The organism is Paenibacillus catalpae (assembly GCF_900112695.1).
Taxonomy (GTDB): domain Bacteria; phylum Bacillota; class Bacilli; order Paenibacillales; family Paenibacillaceae; genus Pristimantibacillus; species Pristimantibacillus catalpae.
In genome coordinates this window covers 1-21,759 of sequence record NZ_FOMT01000005.1, presented here as the reverse complement: position 1 = coordinate 21,759, position 21,759 = coordinate 1, and the positions used below count along the sequence as shown (strand labels likewise).

The following is a 21,759-nucleotide window of genomic DNA, read 5'->3' as shown; positions in this document are numbered from 1 at the left end:
GCTACATCCACAGATTAAAGGAGGGCAATCCGCATCGATATGGGCAAAACATGCAATGGAATGGGGAATTGAGAAGGGGAAATTGAGGATTTCGCCATTTAAATTGATGGAAGGAGTGATGATTAGTACAATGCAATGGGGAAAATTGAGAATGGAGGACTTAGAAGAGGGTGGAATGGCAGAAATGTACCTCCCTTCTCTCTGGGGAGAGGAGGAAAGAATAGAAAATGGATAGAGCTTCGGCAAATATCCGAGGCTCTATCCATTTCATTTTAGAGATTAGTACCAAGCATTAAGTAATCAATGTCTATTTTGCTTGAGTATTACATTAAGTCTTCTTTCTCCACAGACCTCCGGAACATGGAACAAATCCGCAATCGGTATAGAAACCTGTGTGTTTGGTATCATAGGTCAAGGTTACAATCTCGAGCCCGGCATGTTCAGACTCTTGAAGCAGTTTCTTTACTAAAGCCTGACCTATTCCTTTTCTCTGATGCTGAGGATGAATGATTATATCTTCCATATAGCCATGCTGCAATCCCATTCCTGATACATAACCGAATGCAATTAGTTCATTCCGTTCATCCCGGAGACCAGCCCAAAAATTGCAGCGCTTAAACAAAGTGGGATAATCAGAATGACGTCCATCCCAACCCACGAGTTCTCTTAATTTCGGGACCTCATGCGGTTCAATGGGTAAATTGATCATAATTTCCCGCTTCAGTTGATCCTCTCTCCTCCCGCTCAACTCGCCAGCTCGATTATACAAATGAAATTAGCTCTTTCAAATCCTGTATAACACCGTCTGCCACAACATCATGGGAAAAGAAGGGATTTTGCTTCCACACGGCTTTCATCCCGACCGCGCGGCTTGCCCTGATGTCGCTGTCAGGGTGGTCGCCGACGAATAGAGAGTCTTCTGCTTTTACGCCCAGCTTAGACAGTGCACGATGAAAAATAGCCGGATCCGGCTTACGCAGGCCTTCCCATTCCGAGATAAGCACCTCGTCGAAGAAATGACTAATGCCCAACGCTTTGAAATTGTCATATTGAAACTGGCCATATCCATTCGATATTAAAGCGATCTTGATTTCGTGACTTTTAAGGGATGACAACATAACAACCAGATTGGGGAACCCGACACAATGCTTCTGAAAAGAATGCAGGTAGTCCTCCAAGAGCTCCTCCCAGCTAATACTGCCGATAGCGAATTCATCGAGAAGCTGCTGATACACTCGATCCTTCCATACATAGCCATGCTGGTCGAGCTCGATAAACCGCTGCGTAAAATCATTCTTCTGTACATTATGAAGCTCCGGATAACGATCGTATTGATCCTCAATGAACAAAGCCAGTGATTTATCACGATCCAATAATGTCCCATCCAGATCAAAAAGCACCGCTTTAATTCTCATTGTCATTCGTTTCCTGGACACGCGGGATCCGGCCAAATGAGACCTTCCTCGGAAGTTTGCTCGTATCAAGCGCAGCGTAAGCCTCTCTAATATCGGGAATACGCCTCTTTGTTAATACGTAACCGCGTATGATATCCCGCAACGGCAGGAGCTGTTCAAGAGGTTTTTCGGCCAGCGCTTCAGGAGTTATTGATATTTCCGTTTGAAAAACTTTCGTAAGCATACGGGTCAATTCATCTTGTTCAGCCGGCGTTAAACTATTGAACAACTCTATGATTTGATGTTCTTCGAATCTCATAGATTCCCCTCCACCTATTAACTTAGCAATAGCCTAAACAACTGACGGCTTCCACCTTCCGGACCGTGAGGCACTGTCTCTTTTACCGGAACAAAACCGAATTTCTCATACAGCTTTCGTGCGGGAAGTCCGGTTGGGGTATCCTCGCCAAACGTTACTACCGACACCTCGGCCGGCACTTGAAATTGCCCCAAAACATGCTTCATAAGCATCGTTGCTACCCCCTTGCTTCTCGCCCGTTCGGAGACAGCAAGCCACCCGATCTTATAGTTAGGTGCATGTTTAGTTGAGATCATGACACCACCAAGCAAGGGTGACCCTGTAATATCGCTATTTTCCCTCATGCAAAACGCTCTGCCCTCGTCTATATTCCGCTCCAGCGTTTGAATAAACAAAGGATCATCAACCATCGGCCCAAAAAGCTCTTCCACTTCCGCAGCGAGCACCAGCCATTCACGTATATCCTCTTTTGTTGCCTTCACGACTTCCATGCATTTCTCCTTTTTTCTTAGCTCCACTAGTTCACATCGCCCAGATACCGAATGCTGCCTTCCTTATTTTTAATTCGCATCCCTAATTCTTTTGGATAAAATCGGACTTCATCCAGCCGGTTAATGTCCACCCAATCAATTCCTATTTGATAGTGATCCGGAACGGATACATTTTCAAAGGTTGGGCTTGAAGATACCAGATTACACTCAAAATAAAATTCCACCTGATGCGTACCTGGATCTCCGCCGTCATAATTCCTGCCGATATATTCACGGACATGGACAAGATCGAGGACTTCCACCTGTTCACCAATCTCCTCCATACATTCCCTTACAACCGCTTCCCTCAAATTCTCTGAATGCTCCTGACCGCCGCCGGGGCATATATAAAATAATCCCTTATCATCTTTATTGACCGTCAATAACATTCTCTCATCTTGAATAATAATAGCTTTAGCAGAGTTGCGAATAGAATTCATGTCAACCTCCGATAATTAAGATATTCTAAAATGACATTGATAAATTCTGTTTTGGCATCCGCATAGGCAAGTTTATCCTTATGGTGTTCGAGCGCCAGCACTTCCTTTAGCTGCCCATAATTGTTTCGAGCTTCGATATGCTGATTCAGGTGATCGCGAAAAGCAAGCTGTCTCAACAAATACGGGCTGCCCGTCTGATACAAATGAACTTGATGAGTTCTAGGCTCCCCTTTATTGAAATAGTGCCGGTCAGGCAAGATGTTAATCCCCTTATACGCATACCCTATTTTTTCCAACCCTTGAACACATTCGTACCCCTCTTGAAAATCTTCCACCTCGATGGCCATATCAATAATGGGCTTAGCCTTTAACCCTCTCACGGCCGTACTTCCAATATGATGAATGTTGTTGATTCGACTGCCTATTTCACCTTCTATTCTAGCTTTCTCCGACAAAAAAGCATGCTCCCACTCTTCAGTCCAGGGAACAAGAAACACTTCACCTTGCGGCAAACCAAGCATGATTCCACTCCTTTATTTATTCGAATGAAGTAAAATGATCTCTTTGGCTGTGAATTCAATATCCAATAGCATTAACCTCGGACTCGCCTTTGTTTACTTCTTTCGAGCAATTGACCAGTAATTCATTGGTTTCAACCGTATCTATAGAATCCTCAAACACTTTGATCTTTTGCCCGCATGCCGCAAGGAAACAGCATAGAAGAACGATCAGCAAAACCTTATAAAAGTTATACAATGAGATCCCACCTTCTCATCATGGCCTATAAATACTACCACATTTTGGAACAATCTATCAGACTATTCTTAAAGGAGATTAGCTTGATGCATGAATATTTCTAATTGGCGAGAACTTAAATATGGATAGGATTCAGAGTATTATCCTTTACACTTTTGTCGGACGACAAGAACTTATATACAAAAACGACAAGAACTTATATACATACCTGTTAACGCAATGAAGCTGCCGATTGTGCCGGCAGCTTCGTCCTGGTTGCTTATTGAGCTAAAGTTCCCCCGTTAGTTCAACATCTTTTTGTTTTAATCTCGAATTAAAAGTCATCACCTTACTTCCGTGTACTCGTAGTAGAAACCTCGGCTGACGGAATCATGGGAGGGTGAACGCCAAGAGTGCAAAGCATTTTTGGCAAGCCTTCTAATACGGCTTTGTATAGAAATTCTTGTCTTGAGCTCACGACAAGAACTTCTATACAAAAAATAAAAAAGCCGCAATATATGCGACTTCGATTGTATAAATGTTGTTGTCGTCTGACAATATTGTTTCAAGAGAACTGCAGGCGTGCTTCAAGTTCGATCCTGTACTTTGCAATCCTCGCAGTAATGCATACCTTTTCGGTTTCGTTTCACTCGGTCGTAAACTTGAGTTCCCTCGAAGACCCCAAACTCTCTTTTGCAAATATAACAGGTCGAATGCAAACGAAATCCGTTTGGTTGGTTTTGCACCGAAATCCCTCCCGCCCATGTGACAAGCTGCAATAAATCTTTGACCTAAACTTGAACATGACTAATTACGAGTTGTTTCATCTAACCGCCTCCTTCAAATGTATACTATACTCATGGCCTATTACCAAGCCCCTTCAACCTTTTCGCCGTTATACATTAAAATAATAAAGGTACATTCCCCTTAAATTTAAGGAAAATGTACCTTTTCCGACTTTTTCAGCGGCCTCCAACTTCGCTCCCTACCCCGACCTTGATTGCCGCTTCACCATCTGCAACCCTACAGCGGCAAGGAGAATCAACCCTTTTACTGAATCGTTCAACAACGCATTCATTCCGACCGCCGTTATGATTTTATCGATCATTGTGAATGACATGGTGCCGAACACGATACTCGCCACTTTCCCTCTCCCGCCGGACATGCTGATTCCGCCGATGACAACGGCAGCGATGGCATAGAGCTCGAAGTTCTGACCGGACGTTGCCGGGTCGAAGGAGGTATCTTTCGCAATCTTCAGGAACGCTGCAAATCCCACCAATGCGCCGCTAAGCAGGAATACCTTGATTCTGGTCCAATGAATATCGATACCGGCTAGCTTAGCAGCGCGCGGATTGCTTCCGAGCGCATAGACACGCTTTCCGAATTTGGTAGAGGACGATATGTACGTGAGAGCCACTGCGATACAGATAAAAATAATGCCAATGACGGGGAGTGTTAGCAATTCTCCATTGCCGAGCTTGAACAGCGCCGAATAGCTGGATAATGATCCGTCCACGCTGTATCTCGTTTCACCCCGCTCATTCATCATATATTGCGAGATCGACCTAAAGATCAGCATCGTTGCCAAAGTGACTATGAACGAAGGCATCAGCAGCCAGCCAACAAGCACGCCGTTAATGAAGCCGCACACCATTCCGAGCAGAATGGCGATGATCAGCCCTGCAAAGATGTTATCCACTTGGTTGTAAACGATAATGGTCAGCCCGCCGACAAGGACGAAGGAGGAGCCGACAGAGAGATCGATATCCCCGGTAAGAATGATGAATCCCATTCCGAGCGCAATCGTCCCCAGAATGGCGCTGTGAAGCAATATATTCGTCATGCTGGTCCAGGATGTATCGCTGCCATTCGTAAACAAGAAGGCAATGAATATGCCGATAAAGACGATAATGTAGTTGTAGTTGGACCACAGATATTTATAGTTGACGCTCATTCTCCGCCGCACTCCTCTCCTCCGGAACAATGGCGTTTGTCGCATGGAGCATGACGCGTTCTTCGTTGATTTCTTCCCGGTTCAGAATCGCCGTAATGGTCCCGCGATAAAACACCGCACAACGGTCCGCAATTTTCTGAATCTCTGTCATCTCGAGTGTATTGACAATAATTGTTTTTCCTTGCTTGGCCAGCTCGAGAATAAGCTTATATATTTCGTGCTTCGCGCCGATGTCAATCCCCTGCGTAGGGTTGTCGAAAAGAATAAGGTCCGCGTTGGTGCGCAGCGACCGCGCCAGGATGATCTTCTGCTGGTTTCCGCCTGACAAGCTTGTGATCATGTCCCGATAGCTGCCCGCCTTGATTGCAAGCTTTTTTCTCAACTCCTCGTAGGTTTGAAGCTCTCGTTTTTTGAATATAAACTTCTGTCTGGAATGAATCGCGTGCTCGGAGAGGTAAGTATTTTCGAGCAGGTTGAGGTCCGGGATGACGGAGTTTTCCTTGCGGCTCGCGGGAACCATCGCTATTCTTAACTTCATCGCGCTTCGGATGCTGTGAGGCTGGAGGCTTCGGCCGTAGATGAGAAGCCTGCCGCTATGAGGCTGCAATACGCCGAAGATCGTCTGCAACAGCTCCGAGCAGCCAGCGCCTTCCAAGCCTGTAAATGCAATGATTTCGCCTTTCTTCACGGTCAAGTTGACGTTGTGAAACCGCCTGCCGGAGAGCTGCTGTATCTCTACGATTGCAACACCTGCCGTGCGCTCTACATACCCTACATCGGATGAATACCGTTCCCCGACCATATGTCTGGCGATTTCCTCCGGCGTGGTGTGCTTGATGTCATTCGATACAACCAGCTTTCCGTTGCGAAGCACGGTGAAGCGGTCCGCAATCCGGAAGATCTCCGGCATCTTGTGGGAGATAAAGATGAAGCTTTTGCCGGCATTTTTCAATCTTCGGATAATAAAGAACAGCCGCTCAATCTCTTCGTTGTTCAGCGCTGTGGTAGGCTCATCCAGTATAAAAAGCTTCGCTTCCCCCTGCAGCACCTTCGCGATTTCCAGCAGCTGCTTTTTCCCCGTATCCAGGCTGCCTGCGTATTCCATAGGGTCTATATCGACACCCAGTTTACCCATCAACGCGCTTGTCTGATCAACCATCTCTTTCTTTCGCAATCTGCCGAGGGGACCGGTCAGCTCCTTGCCCAGAAACACATTCTCGTACACACGCAAATCGTTAAATATATTCAGTTCTTGATGAACAAAGGCAATCCCGTGCTGCTCGGCCGACTTGATGCTGTGTTGGGTGATCTCCCTGCCGTCGAAAGAGATCAGGCCGTTATCCTTGCTATGAACGCCAGCCAGGATGTTCATCAGCGTGGATTTGCCCGCACCGTTCTCTCCGAGCAAGGCGTGTACTTCTCCCCGGTTAACGCTCAGACTAACGCGGTCGAGCACAGTAACTCCATAGAACGCTTTGGTGATGCCGTCCATCTTCAGCAGTTCCATATGCCCCCACTCACCTTGTATATTAGGATAATCCGCTCATAAGCACGATCATCTCATAAGCGGTTTATTTACCGTACTATTTCTCTTCGTACGTGCCGAACGCCTTGAAATCCGCTACGTTGCCGGCATCGACGACCTTAACCGGAATGACGTGATCCTGCTCGACTGTTCCTTTTTTCATGAGGAAGTCCGTCATCACCTGCATGGCCTCTTGAATCATAGCCGGATCGTAGGTTACCGAAAAGATATCGAATGTGGACGGGCGTGCTATTGTCTGATGTTTGTCTTTCAAAATTGCATGCATTTCGGCAAGACCCGAAGAGGCGCCCAGTGCCTTCAGCTGCTTCAGAAACGCTTCCTTCTTGCCTGCATCAAGGGCTGAACCGTTCAGAGATTCCAGGACGCCGATAGCGATTTCATCATCGTGCGTGAAGATCCAATTCTCCTTGGAGGTATCAAGCTGGGCGCTGCCGAACCACGATTCGAACAGCTCCTTCCCTGTATCGCGGCTCCAGCCGGTGGCTGCGGATTTCACCACTGTCTTGTCGATCTCTTCTTTTGTCCAGCCTTGCTCGCTTAGGTATGTCCTGAATCCGTTCGAACGAAGCTCCGGCACGGAGGAATTGTCTCCGATCATTTCATAGACATAATCGTCCTTGGTGAGACCCTTCTCAACGAATCGCTTAGCCGTCTCATAACCGATGCCTTCGTTATCGCCCTTTACGTTCGAGACCACCTTCTCATCGATCATCGGACTCGTTATGACACGGTCGAATTGGACAAAGGGGATATCTGCGGCCGCAATTTTCTCCAGAGTCGATTGAAGACCGTTATCGTACGGAAGAATAACAATGCCGCCTATGCTGCCCGATTTACTCAAGAGGTCATCCACTTGCTTAATTTGGTTCTCCACATCCGTCGCTGCAAACACCTTGACTTTGAATTTCTCATTCACCGCATCGTCCTTATTCAGCTCATCTGCCTTCTCCTGTGCGTAAGTCAGAACAGCCCCCGTCCAACCATGATCCGCGCTCGGCACCATGACGGCAATTTCCTTCCCGGAGTCGTCGCTCGTGCAGCCGGCTAGTCCCAACCCGGACAGCACCAGAATCGCGAGCACCAGCATTACTGAAACTCGATTTCTAATCATACCAACCCTCCATTCTTGATATATTCCCTTTGGTCTCAATCAAGTGTATTCGTGTACAACTACAATCATGTCAGGGTGATAAGGGGGATTGTGGTTTCCTAAATCGTGTCTTTTCGGCATGGTCTAACAGGTTGGTTTCCGGCAAGTTTGAAGGGCCACCCTATAATGGATGGCCCTTTATTGACTACTATTATAATTCATGAAATTTGTTGAATGACTTGCAAGATTTTCTTCTTCATGACTGCATCGTCTGTTCAGATGTTTCAAATTCAATAAACATTTCTCTTAAATCTCCTTTGATTTTCAGTATTTCGTCCACTCTTCCCACAGCCATTACCGTGCCGTCCGAAAGGAGACCAACGGAATGCCGATGACCCGCCGCTATGGTATTCTTTGGCCACCGTTTCATTTTTAGCGCCGTTTCCGGCGAAGTATGATACATAGTTCACTTCACTCCTCAAAACAATGACCTATCAATAATAGGTGTCATACCCCTTGCAACTTTGCAAGTAGCTCACCTTTAATATATTTCACTAATTCATTAAACTATCCTGCCCTTTAGTTCAATAAAAAAGCAACCGAGCATGTAAGCCGGCTGCTATCATATTGATCTCAACTAACGTTCCCCGTTAGCCATACATGCAGCGCAAGATCAGCGCTGCACCACAAAGGATGAAAATGTTTAGAATCTGTCAATACTTCTAACGGGGCTGGGAGAAGAAGGTCTATGAACTATGGTGCCATTTGAGCCCAACCGTTAGTCTGACTCCAACCATCACGGTGCATCACAGAATGTCGCACCCTTTATGGGTAGCACTTATGGGAGATTAATCCTTTTTGACTGGTTGCACCAGCCTTACCTTTGCTTTAGAAGAAAGTCGCTACTACCTCTTCACACTACATAATCGTTAACATCATAGGCTCAGGCCTTTTTTTAAAAAGTGCTTTTATGGGTCTTTTTTGTTTTGCTCATTTACTGGTTTTGAGCTAATTTAATTTTCATGGGAGTTTAACGAGTTAGTGGAGAAGTTTGTTGATTTTATTTTCTGTTCATCTAATTCTACAATTAATGTGTGTGCTCCGGATGGCTCAACTCATTCTCATGTTCTTTTCTTCCAATTTTCTGCAAAATGATCTACCGCTGCTTGCTCAATTGCCAGCCCTTTTGTGTAACGCTCCATAAACAAGGCAAAGCCATTCACATCTGCGCTGTCAGGATAAACCTCTTGTCCTTCTGCATCTTTGAACACTTTAGTGGCAAGGTAATCAGCCAAGCCCTCGTGCTGCTGCTTATTAACCATATAGGATGCCAAAATCGCCATCCCCCATGCGCCACCCTCTCCAGCCGTAGACATTACCGAAACAGGAATATTCAGTGCTGCGGCACACATTTTTTGACCGACTAGCGGCGTTTTGAACAATCCGCCATGCGCCAAAATACGGTCAATTGTTACATTTTCCTTCTCTGTCAAAATATCCAACCCGAGCCTTAGTGCAGCAAATGCGGTAAACAGATGTATTCTCATAAAGTTAGCTAGATTGAAGCGGCTTTCTGGAGAACGAACGAACAGCGGACGTCCTTTTGCAAACCCAGTAATGTTCTCGCCTGAATAGTAACCGTAACTCAGCAAGCCGCCGCCATCTGCGTCTGCTTCCAGCGCTTTGTTGAACAGGACGCTGAATAACTGGTTCATATCGGGTTTCAGTCCTATTGCTTCATAAAATTCACGGAACAAGCCGAGCCATGCATTAATATCGCTGGAGCAGTTGTTAGCAAGAACCATGGCGACAGGGCTGCCATCAGGTGTAGTCACGATATCAATCTCAGGGTACACCCTGGATAAATCTTTCTCCAGAACAAACATTGCAAAAATCGACGTACCTACGGAAATGTTGCCGGTACGCTTTTTGACACTATTCGTAGCAACCATGCCTGTTCCTGCATCGCCTTCTGGAGGACATAGCGGAATTCCTGCTTGCAGGTTGCCTGACGGATCTAACAGTTGAGCCCCAGCGTCATTGAGATATCCAGCATGTTCACCTGCAGTATAAACTTTGGGTAAAATATCTTTAAGATTCCACGGGTAGCCTTTATCGGCAACTAAATCGTCAAACTTCTTCACCATATCTTCATTACATTCCTCTGCAGATTCATCGATTGGGAACATACCAGAGGCATCCCCTATACCAAGAGCTTTGTTGCCAGTCAACAGCCAATGAATATAACCAGATAAAGTCGTAATATAATCTATGTTAGTAACATGCTCTTCATCGTTCAAAATCGCTTGATATAAATGAGCGATGCTCCAGCGTTGAGGAATTTTGAATTGGAATTTCTCGGTTAGCTCCGATGCAGCTGTACCCGTTGTGGCATTGCGCCATGAACGGAACGGAACCAATAGCTCCCCTGCTTGATCAAGTGCAATATAGCCCTGCATCATGGCAGAACATCCGATTGATCCGATTTTTTGTAGTGTTACGCCATAATTATTCTCAACATCTTGCTTTAACTGGTGATAGGTTTCTTGTAAACCCTTAATCATTTCATTGAGATGATAGGTCCAATAACCGTCGATCAAATGATTTTCCCACTCATAGCTGCTGGAACAGATTGTTTCAAAATTGTAATCAATCAGTACAGCCTTGATTCGTGTGGATCCAAATTCGATGCCAAGTGAGGTTTCTCCCCGAACTATCGCTTTTTTAATATTTTGATCCATGTTGGCATTGCCCCTCTCTGAATTTGAAATTGAACCGAATATAGCATAAGGATTCTCGTGTTGTGATGATGAACGCTTGCCAAAAGAATAGCACTTTTAACTTAGTTTGTATATTAAACAAACTAAGTTAAAAGTGGTAAACAGTAGCTTTATTAAGCTCTTCTGCCTGTTACTTCCATAAAAATAGCAGCCTCTTACTTACGGCTGCTGCTTGTAGCTGTATGGAACTAACGTCTCCCGTTAGTTTAATACTTCAATCCGTTTATTTATTTTGTCTTATTACATCTTCTGCCCTTACCTCTAGTTGTTTATAGTAAAGGTAAAGTGGTCTGTTATTCTTCATTGCATTTGTCTCGATATGTATATCTCGCTTGCCAATAATACCGCCGTTTATTTTTAATATTGCGTAGTTTGAATTACCTGTACTCACGTATTGAATTGAGTAGCCTTTATAACGTGTCCACTTATCCTTAAAAGTACCATCAATAATTAATCGGTTTCCTGAGTGTTTTACTTCATTAAGCTTAATATCGGTTGAAGAAATAGGTCCCCTATAAAACCACACAAAGAATAGAAGGACTAAAATTACTCCAAAACCTAAAAGAGCTTTTTCTTTTTTAGTCTTTATTTGTATGGTAATGGTTATTTCCTTTTTCAAAAGTTTTCTCCTCTCGATAACAAGAGTCAGTCGAATGTAATACGTCGGCTGCTGCGTGTTGCTGAACTATCGTCTCTCGTTAGCGTAAGTTTGCCCCTTGTATAGACATTATCTCAAGTGTTCTGGTCTTCTTTCTTTTGGAATGTGCATTACATCAGTCTCGGTCTCTGTCAGATTCGTAAATTCCAAATTTTTAATTTTATTGGTGTCAAAAATGTTCTTTACTCGTTCTGAAACATACTGATGCAAGGTATATCCTCTTTTGTCAGCGTTATCCATGAACAAATCCGTCCCATCCCAAACGTCATCCTTAAAATATGTGCCTTTAAAACATTGGTGAGAACGGATAACTCCAGGGGGTTCCTTTAATACAATTTTGCTACGGTAATAATCTACTGGATTGCATCTGCCTGTAATGGAAATCCCCGAATAATTGGGAATAAGTTCATCTTTTTTTCCATAAAGGGTTACCGGAAAAGATTCCCATCCAGTTATTTGTTGTTGAATGAACGTTTCAATAATCGAATCATGTAGCAATAAAGAAAAGCCAGTATAGATGACAAGTGAGGGTGTATGAGTCCCCCTCAAATGTCTAGCCTCTAGTGGTTCAGAAGGCTTAATATCCCCTCGTAACAAAGCACATGAATAATCAAAAGCAGCTTCAATTCCTACCTTAGCTTCAATTCCTGCCTTAAATGGTCTTGTTGAGTAAACGTCAGAACATTTGAATAACTTATTATAAACTGGTAAATAAGAGGACATTTCTACTTCCTCCCTTTTTGTGATGTTTAATTTATTCGTTATCAAAATTTAACTAACGTTACCCGTTAGCTTAATAAATCGCACATTTTCCGGGGGTCTCGGGGCTGTAAAGAAGTTCTTGTCCAAATACGGCTTTGTATAGAAGTTCTTGTCTTGAGCAGACGACAAGAACTTCTATACAATAAATAAAAAAAGCCGCTTTTATGCGGCTATCGTTGTATATATGTTGTTGTCGTCCGACACGTGTCGATTTCAAATATGTTGATCCTGTATCAGCCAATGAGTGCAAATCCAACAACACGACTAGAAATATTTGAACACTCTCCAAAAAATAGAGCTAATTCAAGTTTTAGTGATGCAAAATACGCTTTAACGGGTTACGAAGGAAAAATCGCTGATATTAAGCGTAAACAATAAGGAAAGGGCCGTCAGTAGGCGGCCCTTATCCTTCATCGAAGGGCAGGCATCTTTCCAAATAACTTTGGTCCCATTAGGGGCGTTTATCATTAACATCAAAAGAGACCCTTAAGCCAATCTAAAAATTTGCCATATACCTCAAACATCCCTCCACCTCCTTTTCTAGATCGATCGTTCCCATAATATATGATTGATCCTATTTTTGTCAGTATCCCGGCGATTCTGCCGCGGCAACGCGATTAAAAGAAAAAGGCAAGGATAGTCTTAAAACAACCCCACATACATCTCACCTCCTTTTATAGATCGATCGTTCTCATAATAATGTTTGGATCTTAGATTTGTCGAGTGTTTGTTTTGTAAATCAGTTAAGATATGACGAAGGAATGAAAGGGCTATGACCCGTTGAGACATGGGAGCGAGAATCACTAGGGCAAAGTGGAGAAGTGCGCATAATGGAACAATATGGGTAATTTTTATCTGCCCTTATTTCCTCATGCCCATTCCCCCATCTCCTAGCCACCGGCTCTCCCCTCATTCAATTTAACTATAGGATGAAATCCTGCGAATTCATGAGTCTGAGTGAGGAAATTAAATCATACCGAGGGAGCGTAACCTTCTGTTTCTATATCTCTTCTCCACTCGACAGGAACATGTAGCCATACTGCGGGTTTGAAGCATGGGCTAAACTTTTCCCCTTCGGTGAAATGCTTAATATAGGCTTGTGCTGTCTCATTAATTGTTTTTATCTCCTCAAGCGACACTTTACCTTGTTCTAATTTTTGATAAGCATCATTAGGGAGATCGAAACTCTCATTGTCTATCCCGATCTCACTGAACCAACCGTCAAAATAAATGCTTTGGGGACCTCCCAATCCGTGAGGACATCCAAACAGATCCTTATTATCTTCTGAACAATGGCACCACCAAGTTACACAATCAATAGCTACTCCGATTTGTGATAATCCTGATATAAGAGCTTCAATGTACTTGAAGTCAGTTATTGCATCGATATAACCATGCCCAACAGTCTGAGCCTTATTTATTTCAAGTAAGTCTTCAATTTTCTTCTGTTTGTCTAGCTGATTTATCCTTAAAGATTCCAGATAAGTCATGGTTAACACCTCCCGACAACATAAGATATTTATTCGCTAAACCACCGCGTTAACCTGTCCGTTAACGTAACAAAGCTGCCGATCATGTGCCGGCAGCTTTATCAGTTTGGTCATTCAACTATCGTTACCCGTTAGCGTAATAATTGCTCGCTAATGTATTTATTGCTTTTGAAAGGTAATTCCAACTTATTTCATAAGTAATATTCATTCCCACGCCAGCAGCTCTTAGATTAGTTATTAATTTTTCATACTCCTTCTTTTCTGTTTCCGTTAGAACTGTATTTGGGAAACCTGAGTAATCAGGAAGATCTGAAAATATTCGACGTAAAGTCGAGAGATTTTGTTCTTGTTGATTTGTTAATTCTCCAGTACGTTTACCATAGTCCATGAGCAAATCGATATCTTCTTTGATGTCCTCAACCTTTTCTAATACGGTATTTTCGTTTTTCCATTTATTTTTAATCTCATAATCAATTGCACTTTCTAACTGAACTAAATCATTTTGTATATTACGTGTCATGTTAGAATGGTTATTCTGAAGCTGGTTATTTTTCAGTATGATATAACCGATTAATCCTAAACAAATAAGAATTGTCAGTAAAAAAATAACGTTTTTAAACTTCATCCCTTACCACTCCCGATATAATCATCACATATTAAGCTCTGAATCCAGCATCTCCACCAACGAAAAGGACTAAGCTTCAAGAAAAGCTGCAGCTGATACTCCGATGTGCTGCAGCTTATTGATTGAACTATAGTCTCCCGTTAGCTGAATGAATCATCTTCATTTTTATCAGGTTGGGTCAAATTTTGTTTGCGATAAACAATGGCACCATGTATGTTTCCAATTCCAAGAATTAAACTACCTATGAGTGGTATTAATACAGGTACTGTAAGGAACTTCTGATTTCCATCTCCTACAGCTCCTAACTTCGGCTGATGAATGTCCCAATAACCATACAGTACGATGCCAATCGGTACTAAAATAAGAATGACACCCACACTTATCATTAATACAAATCTGTTCAAGTGCTGCCTCCTTAACGATTGTGCTTCTTATTAGATTAACGCAAAGGCGAGCATTTTGTTGCGATCTTAACTGAAACGGCAGCTCATCAGTGTGAGCTGCCTTGCTGTCTTTATTGAGCTAAAGTTCTTCGTCAGCTTAAAGATCTGTAGTCAAATGAACTTCTACTAACTGGGATCGTCTTCGTGCGAAACCAATCGGCCGCTTGCTGGACCAACGGTGATGAATTTATCGGTGTAACATCATCGATTGAAATCCAGTCATAACCATTAGAGTCTTGTCCTTCAAATTGAACCACGGAACCCCCAATTTTTCCAGCCACAATAATAACTTCATATAAAATCGCAATATGATGCACGCACTCAGTAGAGTTATCCTGTAGCGTCCATAACACAGAAAAATCACAAACACCAATATTGTTGAGTTCTTTGACTTTGAATCCTGTTTCTTCGTTAAACTCCCTTTTTAAGCCTTGCACTAAGGACTCCGATACTTCTAGTCGCCCCCCAGGTAAGTCAAATTGGCCGGCATAAGGGCCTAAACTTTTTCGGATAACTAGAATTTTCTCGTTAACCATACATATTCCGTAAACCCCTATGTGGCGATAAAACTTTTCCTCCATTGAATTTAATCCCCCTATTTTTATCGCTGGTGTGTAATGACTATCGTCTCCCAATAGCGTAATGGAACTTGCAGAATTGACCAGTTAGCTTAAACTCAGAATTTATGGATAAGATAAGCTACCCCAAATGAAATTAAACCCAATATTAATGCAACTGTTGAAATTTTTCTTTTAAGTGGTCTTTCAGATTTGTTCTCAGAATAAAAATTGCCTCGTTGTTGCTCCCCTGTAATCCAGGCGCCAACCATTAATCCTGAAATAAAGATAAAACCAATTCCAATGTAAATAAACCACTGCATTATGTAGTTCCTCCCAGCTGACATCATTGAATGTATTACGCATAAACCATTGAGAAGTTACGCTAACCCCTCTCTTCGGATCAATAAAATAACGGAGTACCAAACCTGTTAAAGGTCATGAATATACACAAAAAAAAGCATCGCCTTCGGACATTTCACATGACTTTTTTCATGCGCAAAGGCCAAAAGTAATGCTTCCCTTACTTAAATCGAATGTGTTCCTTTCGGCTAAGGCGGCGGATGTTCCCGCTCTCGAAGGTACACTTTAAACTGCGGTAGAGCTTCTGTAGCTTATTTTGATTGAACTATAGTTCACCGTCCCTCGTTTTTAAGGGTTTATCTCACATATACTCACTTATTCGCAGGATTTCGTCACCTTGGATCATGTCCATCTCAGGAAACAACGCAATTGATGCCGTATGAGGTGGTTGGCTGGGCATGCGGAAATAGAGGAAAACTCAGGAAATATTCCCCAGGCTGTTTCTACTGCACGCATACCCCACACATTCCTTGGAGGTTCACCCTCCCACAACTCAACGGGTCATTGCCCTTACATTCCTTCGTTATACCTGTCCAAGGTGTGGAGACCGATAGCGTTTAGCGGATGGGGCGTAGCCCTTATAGAGAACGAACTCGGTCCTCCGTGCTTTCTTTGTGAAATCCCGCGGCCTTCTCGAGCCCTGTTGAGCCCCCAGCTCGCTGCATATGCACTCTCCAGGCCTCAATGACGTCCGGTACTCTATAGTTCTCGAGATCCTGTGGGCATGGAAAAGTTTTGAGAGTTGCCATTGATCGCTTACAAGTCCAGTCTTTGAATACAGAAGGATATTCGGGAAAGCGAATGTCTAGCCAACGTACAATCCGATTCTGCAGCCGTACGCTATTAGTCACCCAGAACTCCCGATCACTCATTATTGTCTTCAGCCGTTGGAACCAGGAATGTTTAGCTTAAATGATTAATGTTCTATTAAAGCCATTGTTTTTAATAATTATCGTCCTGATCACTTCATTTAAGGCTTAGCAGCCGGTCTTATTGATGTAAGTTTTCCGGTGTGTTTGTTCTCGTTTTTTGTTTTAAAATCATATGACACAGCGTAAAGTTCACCTTCTAATATAAGATTCCACGTATTTTCATTATTCACTTTAAGCCGGACTTCCTCGGGATGTTTACCTAAATCTTCGACCTTAATCCAGTATGAGTTCCTCTCTGGTTGCTCTTTACCGACAACTTTTATTAACCCAACGGTCGTGCTAGTGGTACCGCAAGATGCAAGCATCCCAACCAAAATCACAACACTGAAAATTTTTAGTGAAAATTTGAACATTAATACACCTCCTTGTAAAATATTCAGTTATTATTTAGACGTAAAATTTTCCCATTCGTTGCATTAATCTGCCCTTTTAATTCAACAAAAGCTGCAGCTGATCTTCCGATCTACTGCAGCTTTACTGTTGAACTATAGTTTCCCGTTATTTGTCATAGTTATCTGATGTAAAAACAATGTCACTGTCTCCTAACCGGAGAATGACTTTATAGCCACTCTTGTTGAAGCTGTCAATTGTGCTGCCAAACATAAAGGAAGTATTGTCGCTTTCCAAGATCAGTGAAGGCAGCAATTCGCGAGGTTTTACAAGTACACCAATAACAGGCTTGACACCATTGCTGTCTTTTTCGCCATAAATCGGCTCTGTTTTCACAAGCAAGGCTTTGCCGTTTGTAAGCTCCATATTTATTTGCCACATGTCCCCCTCAACGTTGGTTGTATAAATCAGATCTGCCTTGGAGACAGGTGAGCCTATGGCGAAAAAGTAAGTTAACAGAGCAAAAATCAACAGGAGTACTACTAATCCCGTTACCACTTTCTTCGTTGTTATTTTTCGTACCTTCTTTAGAAAGTCAATTTCCTTCTTATTTACATGTAAATTGACGTTGTCTATTGAAGTGGACAGTTTAGCATGAAGCACACGGCATGCTTCGCATTCCTGTAAGTGTTGCTGGATGTCATGTTCAGTTTCTGCACTGAGCAAGCCGTCTATATAACTTGGCAAAAGGTCTTGGACAATATGGCATTTGATCATTTATAATACCTCCATAATTTTTTGTTTTGCTCGGTAGAAAGTGACACGTGCCCAATTTTCACTTTTGCCCAGTATTTCACCTATTTCTGCGAAGGAAAATTCACCGGATATACGCATATGCACAATTTCTCGCATAGGTTCACTCAATTGGTGAATAGCTCGATACAAGTCCATTTTGTTGCTTTGGAACAGGGTGGCTTCTTCCGGCGACATATTCGGAGAAGGGATTTCTTCTTGTAATTCTTGGTTTGGATGCCTTTTTCTTTTCCCAAGTTCCTGATACCACACGTGCTTAGCGATCTGGCAAAGCCAAACACTTATTTTGCAGGAGCCGTTGTAGGTATGAATCGAGTATACAGCGCGGTAAAATGTTTCCTCCGTTAATTCCTCAGCCAAATCTTCATCATGAGTAAGGCTAACTAAATATCGGTAGACACTTTTTGCATAATTTTTATAGATTTTTTCTATATCCTCCGCCACTTCCTCACTCCCTTCGACTATATATCCAATAAATTAATAGTTCGTTACAATTGAAGTTAATTTTTTTATAGCATACGTGTCACTCACTCTTTTGCATTATCGCTGAACACCATATGTAAGCACCTAGTCGATATTTTCCGAAAGCATCGAAGAACAAGAGATTGTCCTTGATGTCTGCCCTTTAACATAACAAAGCTGCCTATCGTGGCCGGCAGCTTCATCAGTTTGGCTATTCAACTTTAGTTCTCCGTTAGCGTATTTTTTTCTCTCTAAGAATGGCTATGTTTAATTTTATGTTGATTTTGAAATAAACAAAATCTCCGCAATAGGCGGTTGATTTAAATCACAATTTTACTCTTAACTTCCTGTTTCTTAGAAACAAAAGAATGATAAAGTTGACCCAAGTTATTATCGGGATTGAGATTACCAATGCATATCGACCAGAAAAATCAATTCCAAACAATCGTGATTCCTCGTCTACGCTGATGAGTAACCAGTACGCTATTCCCAAAATTAATACGTTGGTTGCTAAAGTCGCGAGCGCAACTAACCATTTGCTTTTTTTATTTTTCATTGCTACGACAGTTAAAGTTGTTGATACGATGAAAGAGAAAACTATTAGAATGAAATTCAATCCTTTCCCCTTGAATTATACTTGTAACAACCTGTTTGAATACTTAGTTGAATACAGAAATTTGGCTCCCAAATTTTTGGATTTGTTCAACACTTATACTACCACATATTGGAACTAACCTGCCCGTTAGCTTAATAAATCGTGCTTTTAAAGGGATCACAGGGCTGTATAGAAGTTCTTGTCCTAATACGGCTTTGTATAGAAGTTCTTGTCTTGAGCTCACGACAAGAACTTCTATAAAAAAAATAAAAAAGCCGCAGTTTATGCGACTTTCATTGTATAAATGTTCTTGTCGTCCGACATTAAAAGCCGCCGCAGCAGTTTATGCGACTTTCGTTGTAAAGATGTTGTTATCGTCCAACATTACTTCATTACAATAAAAACGAACACAGACCTAAAACAGATTGTGTTCGTTTTATTAGTAATTAACTGTAAAGTATTATCAAGTAATAAATAATATAGTGCTTATACCAATTCATTTGATTTCTCACTTTTCCATGAGCCTTCAAGCGGATTAATACTACATAAAGTAGTCTTAATCATTTGGCTCCGTCAATTTAGATAGTCGGTATCACATATCTTATCGGAATTATTTAATTACTCGTCTTGCTGTGATAAATCTCTTTTTGTACCAGCTGTTTTTATAAATGTTTGTAATGATAACATCTCTCTGGGCGGTAATGTTATGAATCATTTTTCCATCGCCTATATAGATTCCGACATGACCGACATCTGACTTATCGTCGCTGTCAAGCCAAAAGAAAATCAAGTCGCCTTTTTTAAAATCTCCCCATGCAACCTTCTGTCCTACTTTAGCTTGATCATCATCATCTTTGTTAACAAGCTTTACACCTATATCTGCAAGTCTGTATGCAAGATAAGTAAATCCGGAACAGTCTGTTTTATATGGAGCTCTGGTTTCTTGTCTTTGTCTCCAGTTCACATATTCGACCTTATTTTTCAGCGAAAGTGCGGTTTGAACAACCTTATTTCTTTTGGCCTCTACGGAAGATGAGGCTGCTTCAACATGCTGCAGTAAAGATGTTGCCGGCAAGCTCAAGGCCAGCACTAAGAGTGCAATCTTTGTCTTGATTCCCGTTTTCATGTTGTCTCTCCTCTTCATTAGTTTCAAGGCAAGTATATTTTTATTAGTCGGACCAAGAAACAATCAAAAATTGGCATGTAAACGCGACCATTGAGGTGTCTGGTCAAAAAAACCTGTTAAAACGCGGTTTTTTTTTCTATTTTGGCAAAAGAACTTAGTTATATAAATATTTTTTCATTAGATCTATTCTGTACCTTGTGTTAAAATTATTCATTTCTTTTATATCTTTATGGACAGCTGCTCATATAGACATTAACAAGCCGCAACCAAATGATTGCGGCTTGTTTGAAGATGGTGATGTAATTAAAGAACTATCTAATTTATTGACAGAAACTTGGGTAGAGACCTCACAATATCTTTCAAGATAACTGCCCTATACTTTAATAAAAGCGGCAGCAGATCCTTGATCCGCTGCCGCTTTGTTTATTGAGCTATAGTTCCCAGTTAGCTCAATGTCCAATTGATAACAAAATTGGAGCTTGCCATTTTCTCTTCTCATAGGTAACCCAATATTTCTGTCCAACCTCAACCAGTTCACTTACATCCAACGATGTATTTACATTAATTTTTCGTCCACCATCATTTTCTAAGGAGACTGAGTTTGATGTTATCTTGTTAATTGTTGCATATTCAATAGTTTTTGACGAATATGAATACCAGAACAAAAAACTAAATACAACTAAAGTACAAAAAAGCACAGCCACTAGTGTTTTGCGTTTTTTTAGAATGTTTACCACTTCCTATCTAAGTACTCTGTTTTCCTTTGTAGAACTTATCAATGAGACCCATTGCAATATGTATTACTGTGATAATTGAGAAAAATTGAATAGACTTTATGAAACTCATCTCTACAAAGTAATAGCTCATAAGAAACATCGCACAAAAATAAATACCAAAACTAATAATTGGTTTCATTACTTATTCGACCTCCTATAAATGGATTTTACCATTAGATCCATTTTGTGTATTCAACATAAATCCACCATAGTTCAAAAAAAAGCCGGTCATTTTGACCGGCTACTGCACTGCTTATTGAAGTAAAGTTTCCCGTTAGCCATCCATGCCCCTGCCGGGGCACCACAGAATAATGAAAATTTTGATACGGCGTTTTATACTATTCTTACGGCTGGTGAGGAAGGTCGTTAAGCTATGGTGTTGCGAACCCACCCGTTAGTCTGACTCCAACGATCATGGTGCACCACGGTATGTCGCTCCTTTTTGGAAGCACGCGGGGTAGATTAATCCTTTTTCTGGTTGTTGCCCAGTCCTCAATTCTAATTGCCGTAGAAAGGTGAATGTTATGGATGTCCTCATCGAACGCGCTTGCGGTTTGGATGTTCACAAGAAGTCCATTACCGCTTGCATCGCGACTCCCGAAGGAAAGGAGATTAAGACGTTTCGTACGCACACGGTTTTCCTGCTCGACTTGATCGACTGGATCAAGCAGCATCGCTGTACACATGTGGCCATGGAGAGCACCGGCGTCTACTGGAAACCCATCGTCAATCTGCTTGAAGCCGAGGAGATTCAGTTTCTTGTCGTTAACGCCCAGCATATCAAGGCGGTCCCCGGCAGGAAGACAGACGTGAAAGATGCAGAATGGATTTGCAACTTGCTGCGTCACGGGCTGCTTAAGCCGAGTTATATTCCTGACCGTAACCAACGCGAACTTCGTGAATGGGTTCGTTACCGTCGCAGTCTGATTCAGGAACGATCTCGTGAACACAACCGAGTCCAGAAGGTTCTGGAAGGCGCCAATATTAAGCTCGCTGCTGTTGTCTCCGACATTATGGGCGTGAGCAGCCGCGATAT

The 21,759-nt window shown here is 42.3% G+C and carries 23 protein-coding genes and 1 pseudogene; 1 reads left to right on the top strand and 23 read right to left on the bottom strand.

What is annotated here, in order from left to right:
* Positions 1–328: 328 nt before the first annotated feature.
* The 23 genes and pseudogenes from BM200_RS21435 to BM200_RS21310 all read right to left on the bottom strand — a co-directional run bounded on the left by BM200_RS21435 (position 329) and on the right by BM200_RS21310 (position 19,947).
* Complete coding sequence (locus tag BM200_RS21435; protein ID WP_342716461.1) at positions 329–769, bottom strand: GNAT family N-acetyltransferase; 441 nt, start codon at positions 767–769, stop codon at positions 329–331.
* Positions 762–1,415 carry an HAD family hydrolase gene (locus BM200_RS21430; RefSeq protein WP_091188707.1) on the bottom strand — a complete coding sequence of 218 codons (654 nt, stop codon included), beginning with the start codon at positions 1,413–1,415 and terminating at the stop codon, positions 762–764. Before BM200_RS21430 ends, BM200_RS21435 begins: the two co-directional genes overlap by 8 nt.
* A complete protein-coding gene (locus BM200_RS21425) occupies positions 1,405–1,713 on the bottom strand; it encodes a hypothetical protein (protein WP_091188706.1) in 309 nt (102 codons plus the stop codon). Before BM200_RS21425 ends, BM200_RS21430 begins: the two co-directional genes overlap by 11 nt.
* A 17-nt stretch (positions 1,714–1,730) precedes the next feature.
* Positions 1,731–2,204 carry a GNAT family N-acetyltransferase gene (locus tag BM200_RS21420; RefSeq protein WP_091188705.1) on the bottom strand — a complete coding sequence of 158 codons (474 nt, stop codon included), beginning with the start codon at positions 2,202–2,204 and terminating at the stop codon, positions 1,731–1,733.
* A 26-nt stretch (positions 2,205–2,230) separates the two neighbouring features.
* Positions 2,231–2,683 (bottom strand): NUDIX domain-containing protein, encoded by a 453-nt coding sequence (locus BM200_RS21415; protein WP_091188704.1) that lies wholly within the window; start codon positions 2,681–2,683, stop codon positions 2,231–2,233.
* Positions 2,680–3,204 carry a GrpB family protein gene (locus BM200_RS21410; RefSeq protein WP_091188703.1) on the bottom strand — a complete coding sequence of 175 codons (525 nt, stop codon included), beginning with the start codon at positions 3,202–3,204 and terminating at the stop codon, positions 2,680–2,682. Before BM200_RS21410 ends, BM200_RS21415 begins: the two co-directional genes overlap by 4 nt.
* A 55-nt stretch (positions 3,205–3,259) precedes the next feature.
* Positions 3,260–3,439, bottom strand: a complete 180-nt coding sequence (locus BM200_RS21405) for a lipoprotein (RefSeq protein ID WP_091188702.1) — start codon at positions 3,437–3,439, stop codon at positions 3,260–3,262.
* A 964-nt stretch (positions 3,440–4,403) separates the two neighbouring features.
* A complete protein-coding gene (locus BM200_RS21395) occupies positions 4,404–5,375 on the bottom strand; it encodes an ABC transporter permease (protein WP_217649580.1) in 972 nt (323 codons plus the stop codon).
* Positions 5,359–6,882, bottom strand: coding sequence for a sugar ABC transporter ATP-binding protein (locus BM200_RS21390; RefSeq protein WP_091188701.1), 1,524 nt, complete (start codon positions 6,880–6,882; stop codon positions 5,359–5,361). The genes BM200_RS21395 and BM200_RS21390 overlap by 17 nt, the downstream gene beginning before the upstream one ends.
* Positions 6,883–6,958: 76 nt before the next feature.
* Positions 6,959–8,032, bottom strand: coding sequence for a substrate-binding domain-containing protein (locus tag BM200_RS21385; RefSeq protein ID WP_091188700.1), 1,074 nt, complete (start codon positions 8,030–8,032; stop codon positions 6,959–6,961).
* Between the two features lie 310 nt (positions 8,033–8,342).
* Positions 8,343–8,474, bottom strand: a pseudogene (locus tag BM200_RS30485) (RCC1-like domain-containing protein); the annotation flags it as partial.
* Positions 8,475–9,132: 658 nt separating this feature from the next.
* A complete protein-coding gene (locus BM200_RS21375) occupies positions 9,133–10,752 on the bottom strand; it encodes a xylulokinase (protein ID WP_091188699.1) in 1,620 nt (539 codons plus the stop codon).
* Positions 10,753–11,014: 262 nt separating this feature from the next.
* Complete coding sequence (locus BM200_RS21370; protein WP_091188698.1) at positions 11,015–11,410, bottom strand: hypothetical protein; 396 nt, start codon at positions 11,408–11,410, stop codon at positions 11,015–11,017.
* Positions 11,411–11,518: 108 nt separating this feature from the next.
* On the bottom strand, positions 11,519–12,172 hold the full coding sequence (locus BM200_RS21365) for a hypothetical protein (RefSeq protein WP_091188697.1): 654 nt from the start codon (positions 12,170–12,172) through the stop codon (positions 11,519–11,521).
* A 1,010-nt stretch (positions 12,173–13,182) separates the two neighbouring features.
* Positions 13,183–13,701, bottom strand: coding sequence for a hypothetical protein (locus BM200_RS21360; protein ID WP_091188696.1), 519 nt, complete (start codon positions 13,699–13,701; stop codon positions 13,183–13,185).
* 124 nt (positions 13,702–13,825) lie between these two features.
* On the bottom strand, positions 13,826–14,326 hold the full coding sequence (locus BM200_RS21355) for a hypothetical protein (protein WP_091188695.1): 501 nt from the start codon (positions 14,324–14,326) through the stop codon (positions 13,826–13,828).
* A 140-nt stretch (positions 14,327–14,466) separates the two neighbouring features.
* Positions 14,467–14,730, bottom strand: a complete 264-nt coding sequence (locus tag BM200_RS21350; protein WP_091188694.1) for a hypothetical protein — start codon at positions 14,728–14,730, stop codon at positions 14,467–14,469.
* A gap of 131 nt (positions 14,731–14,861) precedes the next feature.
* Positions 14,862–15,350, bottom strand: a complete 489-nt coding sequence (locus BM200_RS21345; RefSeq protein WP_091188693.1) for an NUDIX hydrolase — start codon at positions 15,348–15,350, stop codon at positions 14,862–14,864.
* A 95-nt stretch (positions 15,351–15,445) separates the two neighbouring features.
* Complete coding sequence (locus tag BM200_RS21340; protein WP_091188692.1) at positions 15,446–15,649, bottom strand: DUF5316 family protein; 204 nt, start codon at positions 15,647–15,649, stop codon at positions 15,446–15,448.
* A 1,010-nt stretch (positions 15,650–16,659) separates the two neighbouring features.
* Positions 16,660–16,974, bottom strand: coding sequence for a hypothetical protein (locus BM200_RS21330; protein WP_091188691.1), 315 nt, complete (start codon positions 16,972–16,974; stop codon positions 16,660–16,662).
* 145 nt (positions 16,975–17,119) lie between these two features.
* Positions 17,120–17,728 carry a zf-HC2 domain-containing protein gene (locus BM200_RS21325; protein ID WP_091188690.1) on the bottom strand — a complete coding sequence of 203 codons (609 nt, stop codon included), beginning with the start codon at positions 17,726–17,728 and terminating at the stop codon, positions 17,120–17,122.
* Positions 17,729–18,208, bottom strand: coding sequence for an RNA polymerase sigma factor (locus BM200_RS21320; RefSeq protein WP_091188689.1), 480 nt, complete (start codon positions 18,206–18,208; stop codon positions 17,729–17,731).
* A 1,223-nt stretch (positions 18,209–19,431) separates the two neighbouring features.
* A complete protein-coding gene (locus BM200_RS21310) occupies positions 19,432–19,947 on the bottom strand; it encodes a C40 family peptidase (RefSeq protein WP_175532957.1) in 516 nt (171 codons plus the stop codon).
* A 1,300-nt stretch (positions 19,948–21,247) separates the two neighbouring features.
* Between BM200_RS21310 and BM200_RS21305 the strand changes: the two genes are divergently transcribed.
* On the top strand, positions 21,248–21,759 hold a 512-nt coding region (locus tag BM200_RS21305), incomplete at its 3' end, for an IS110 family RNA-guided transposase (RefSeq protein WP_139230821.1).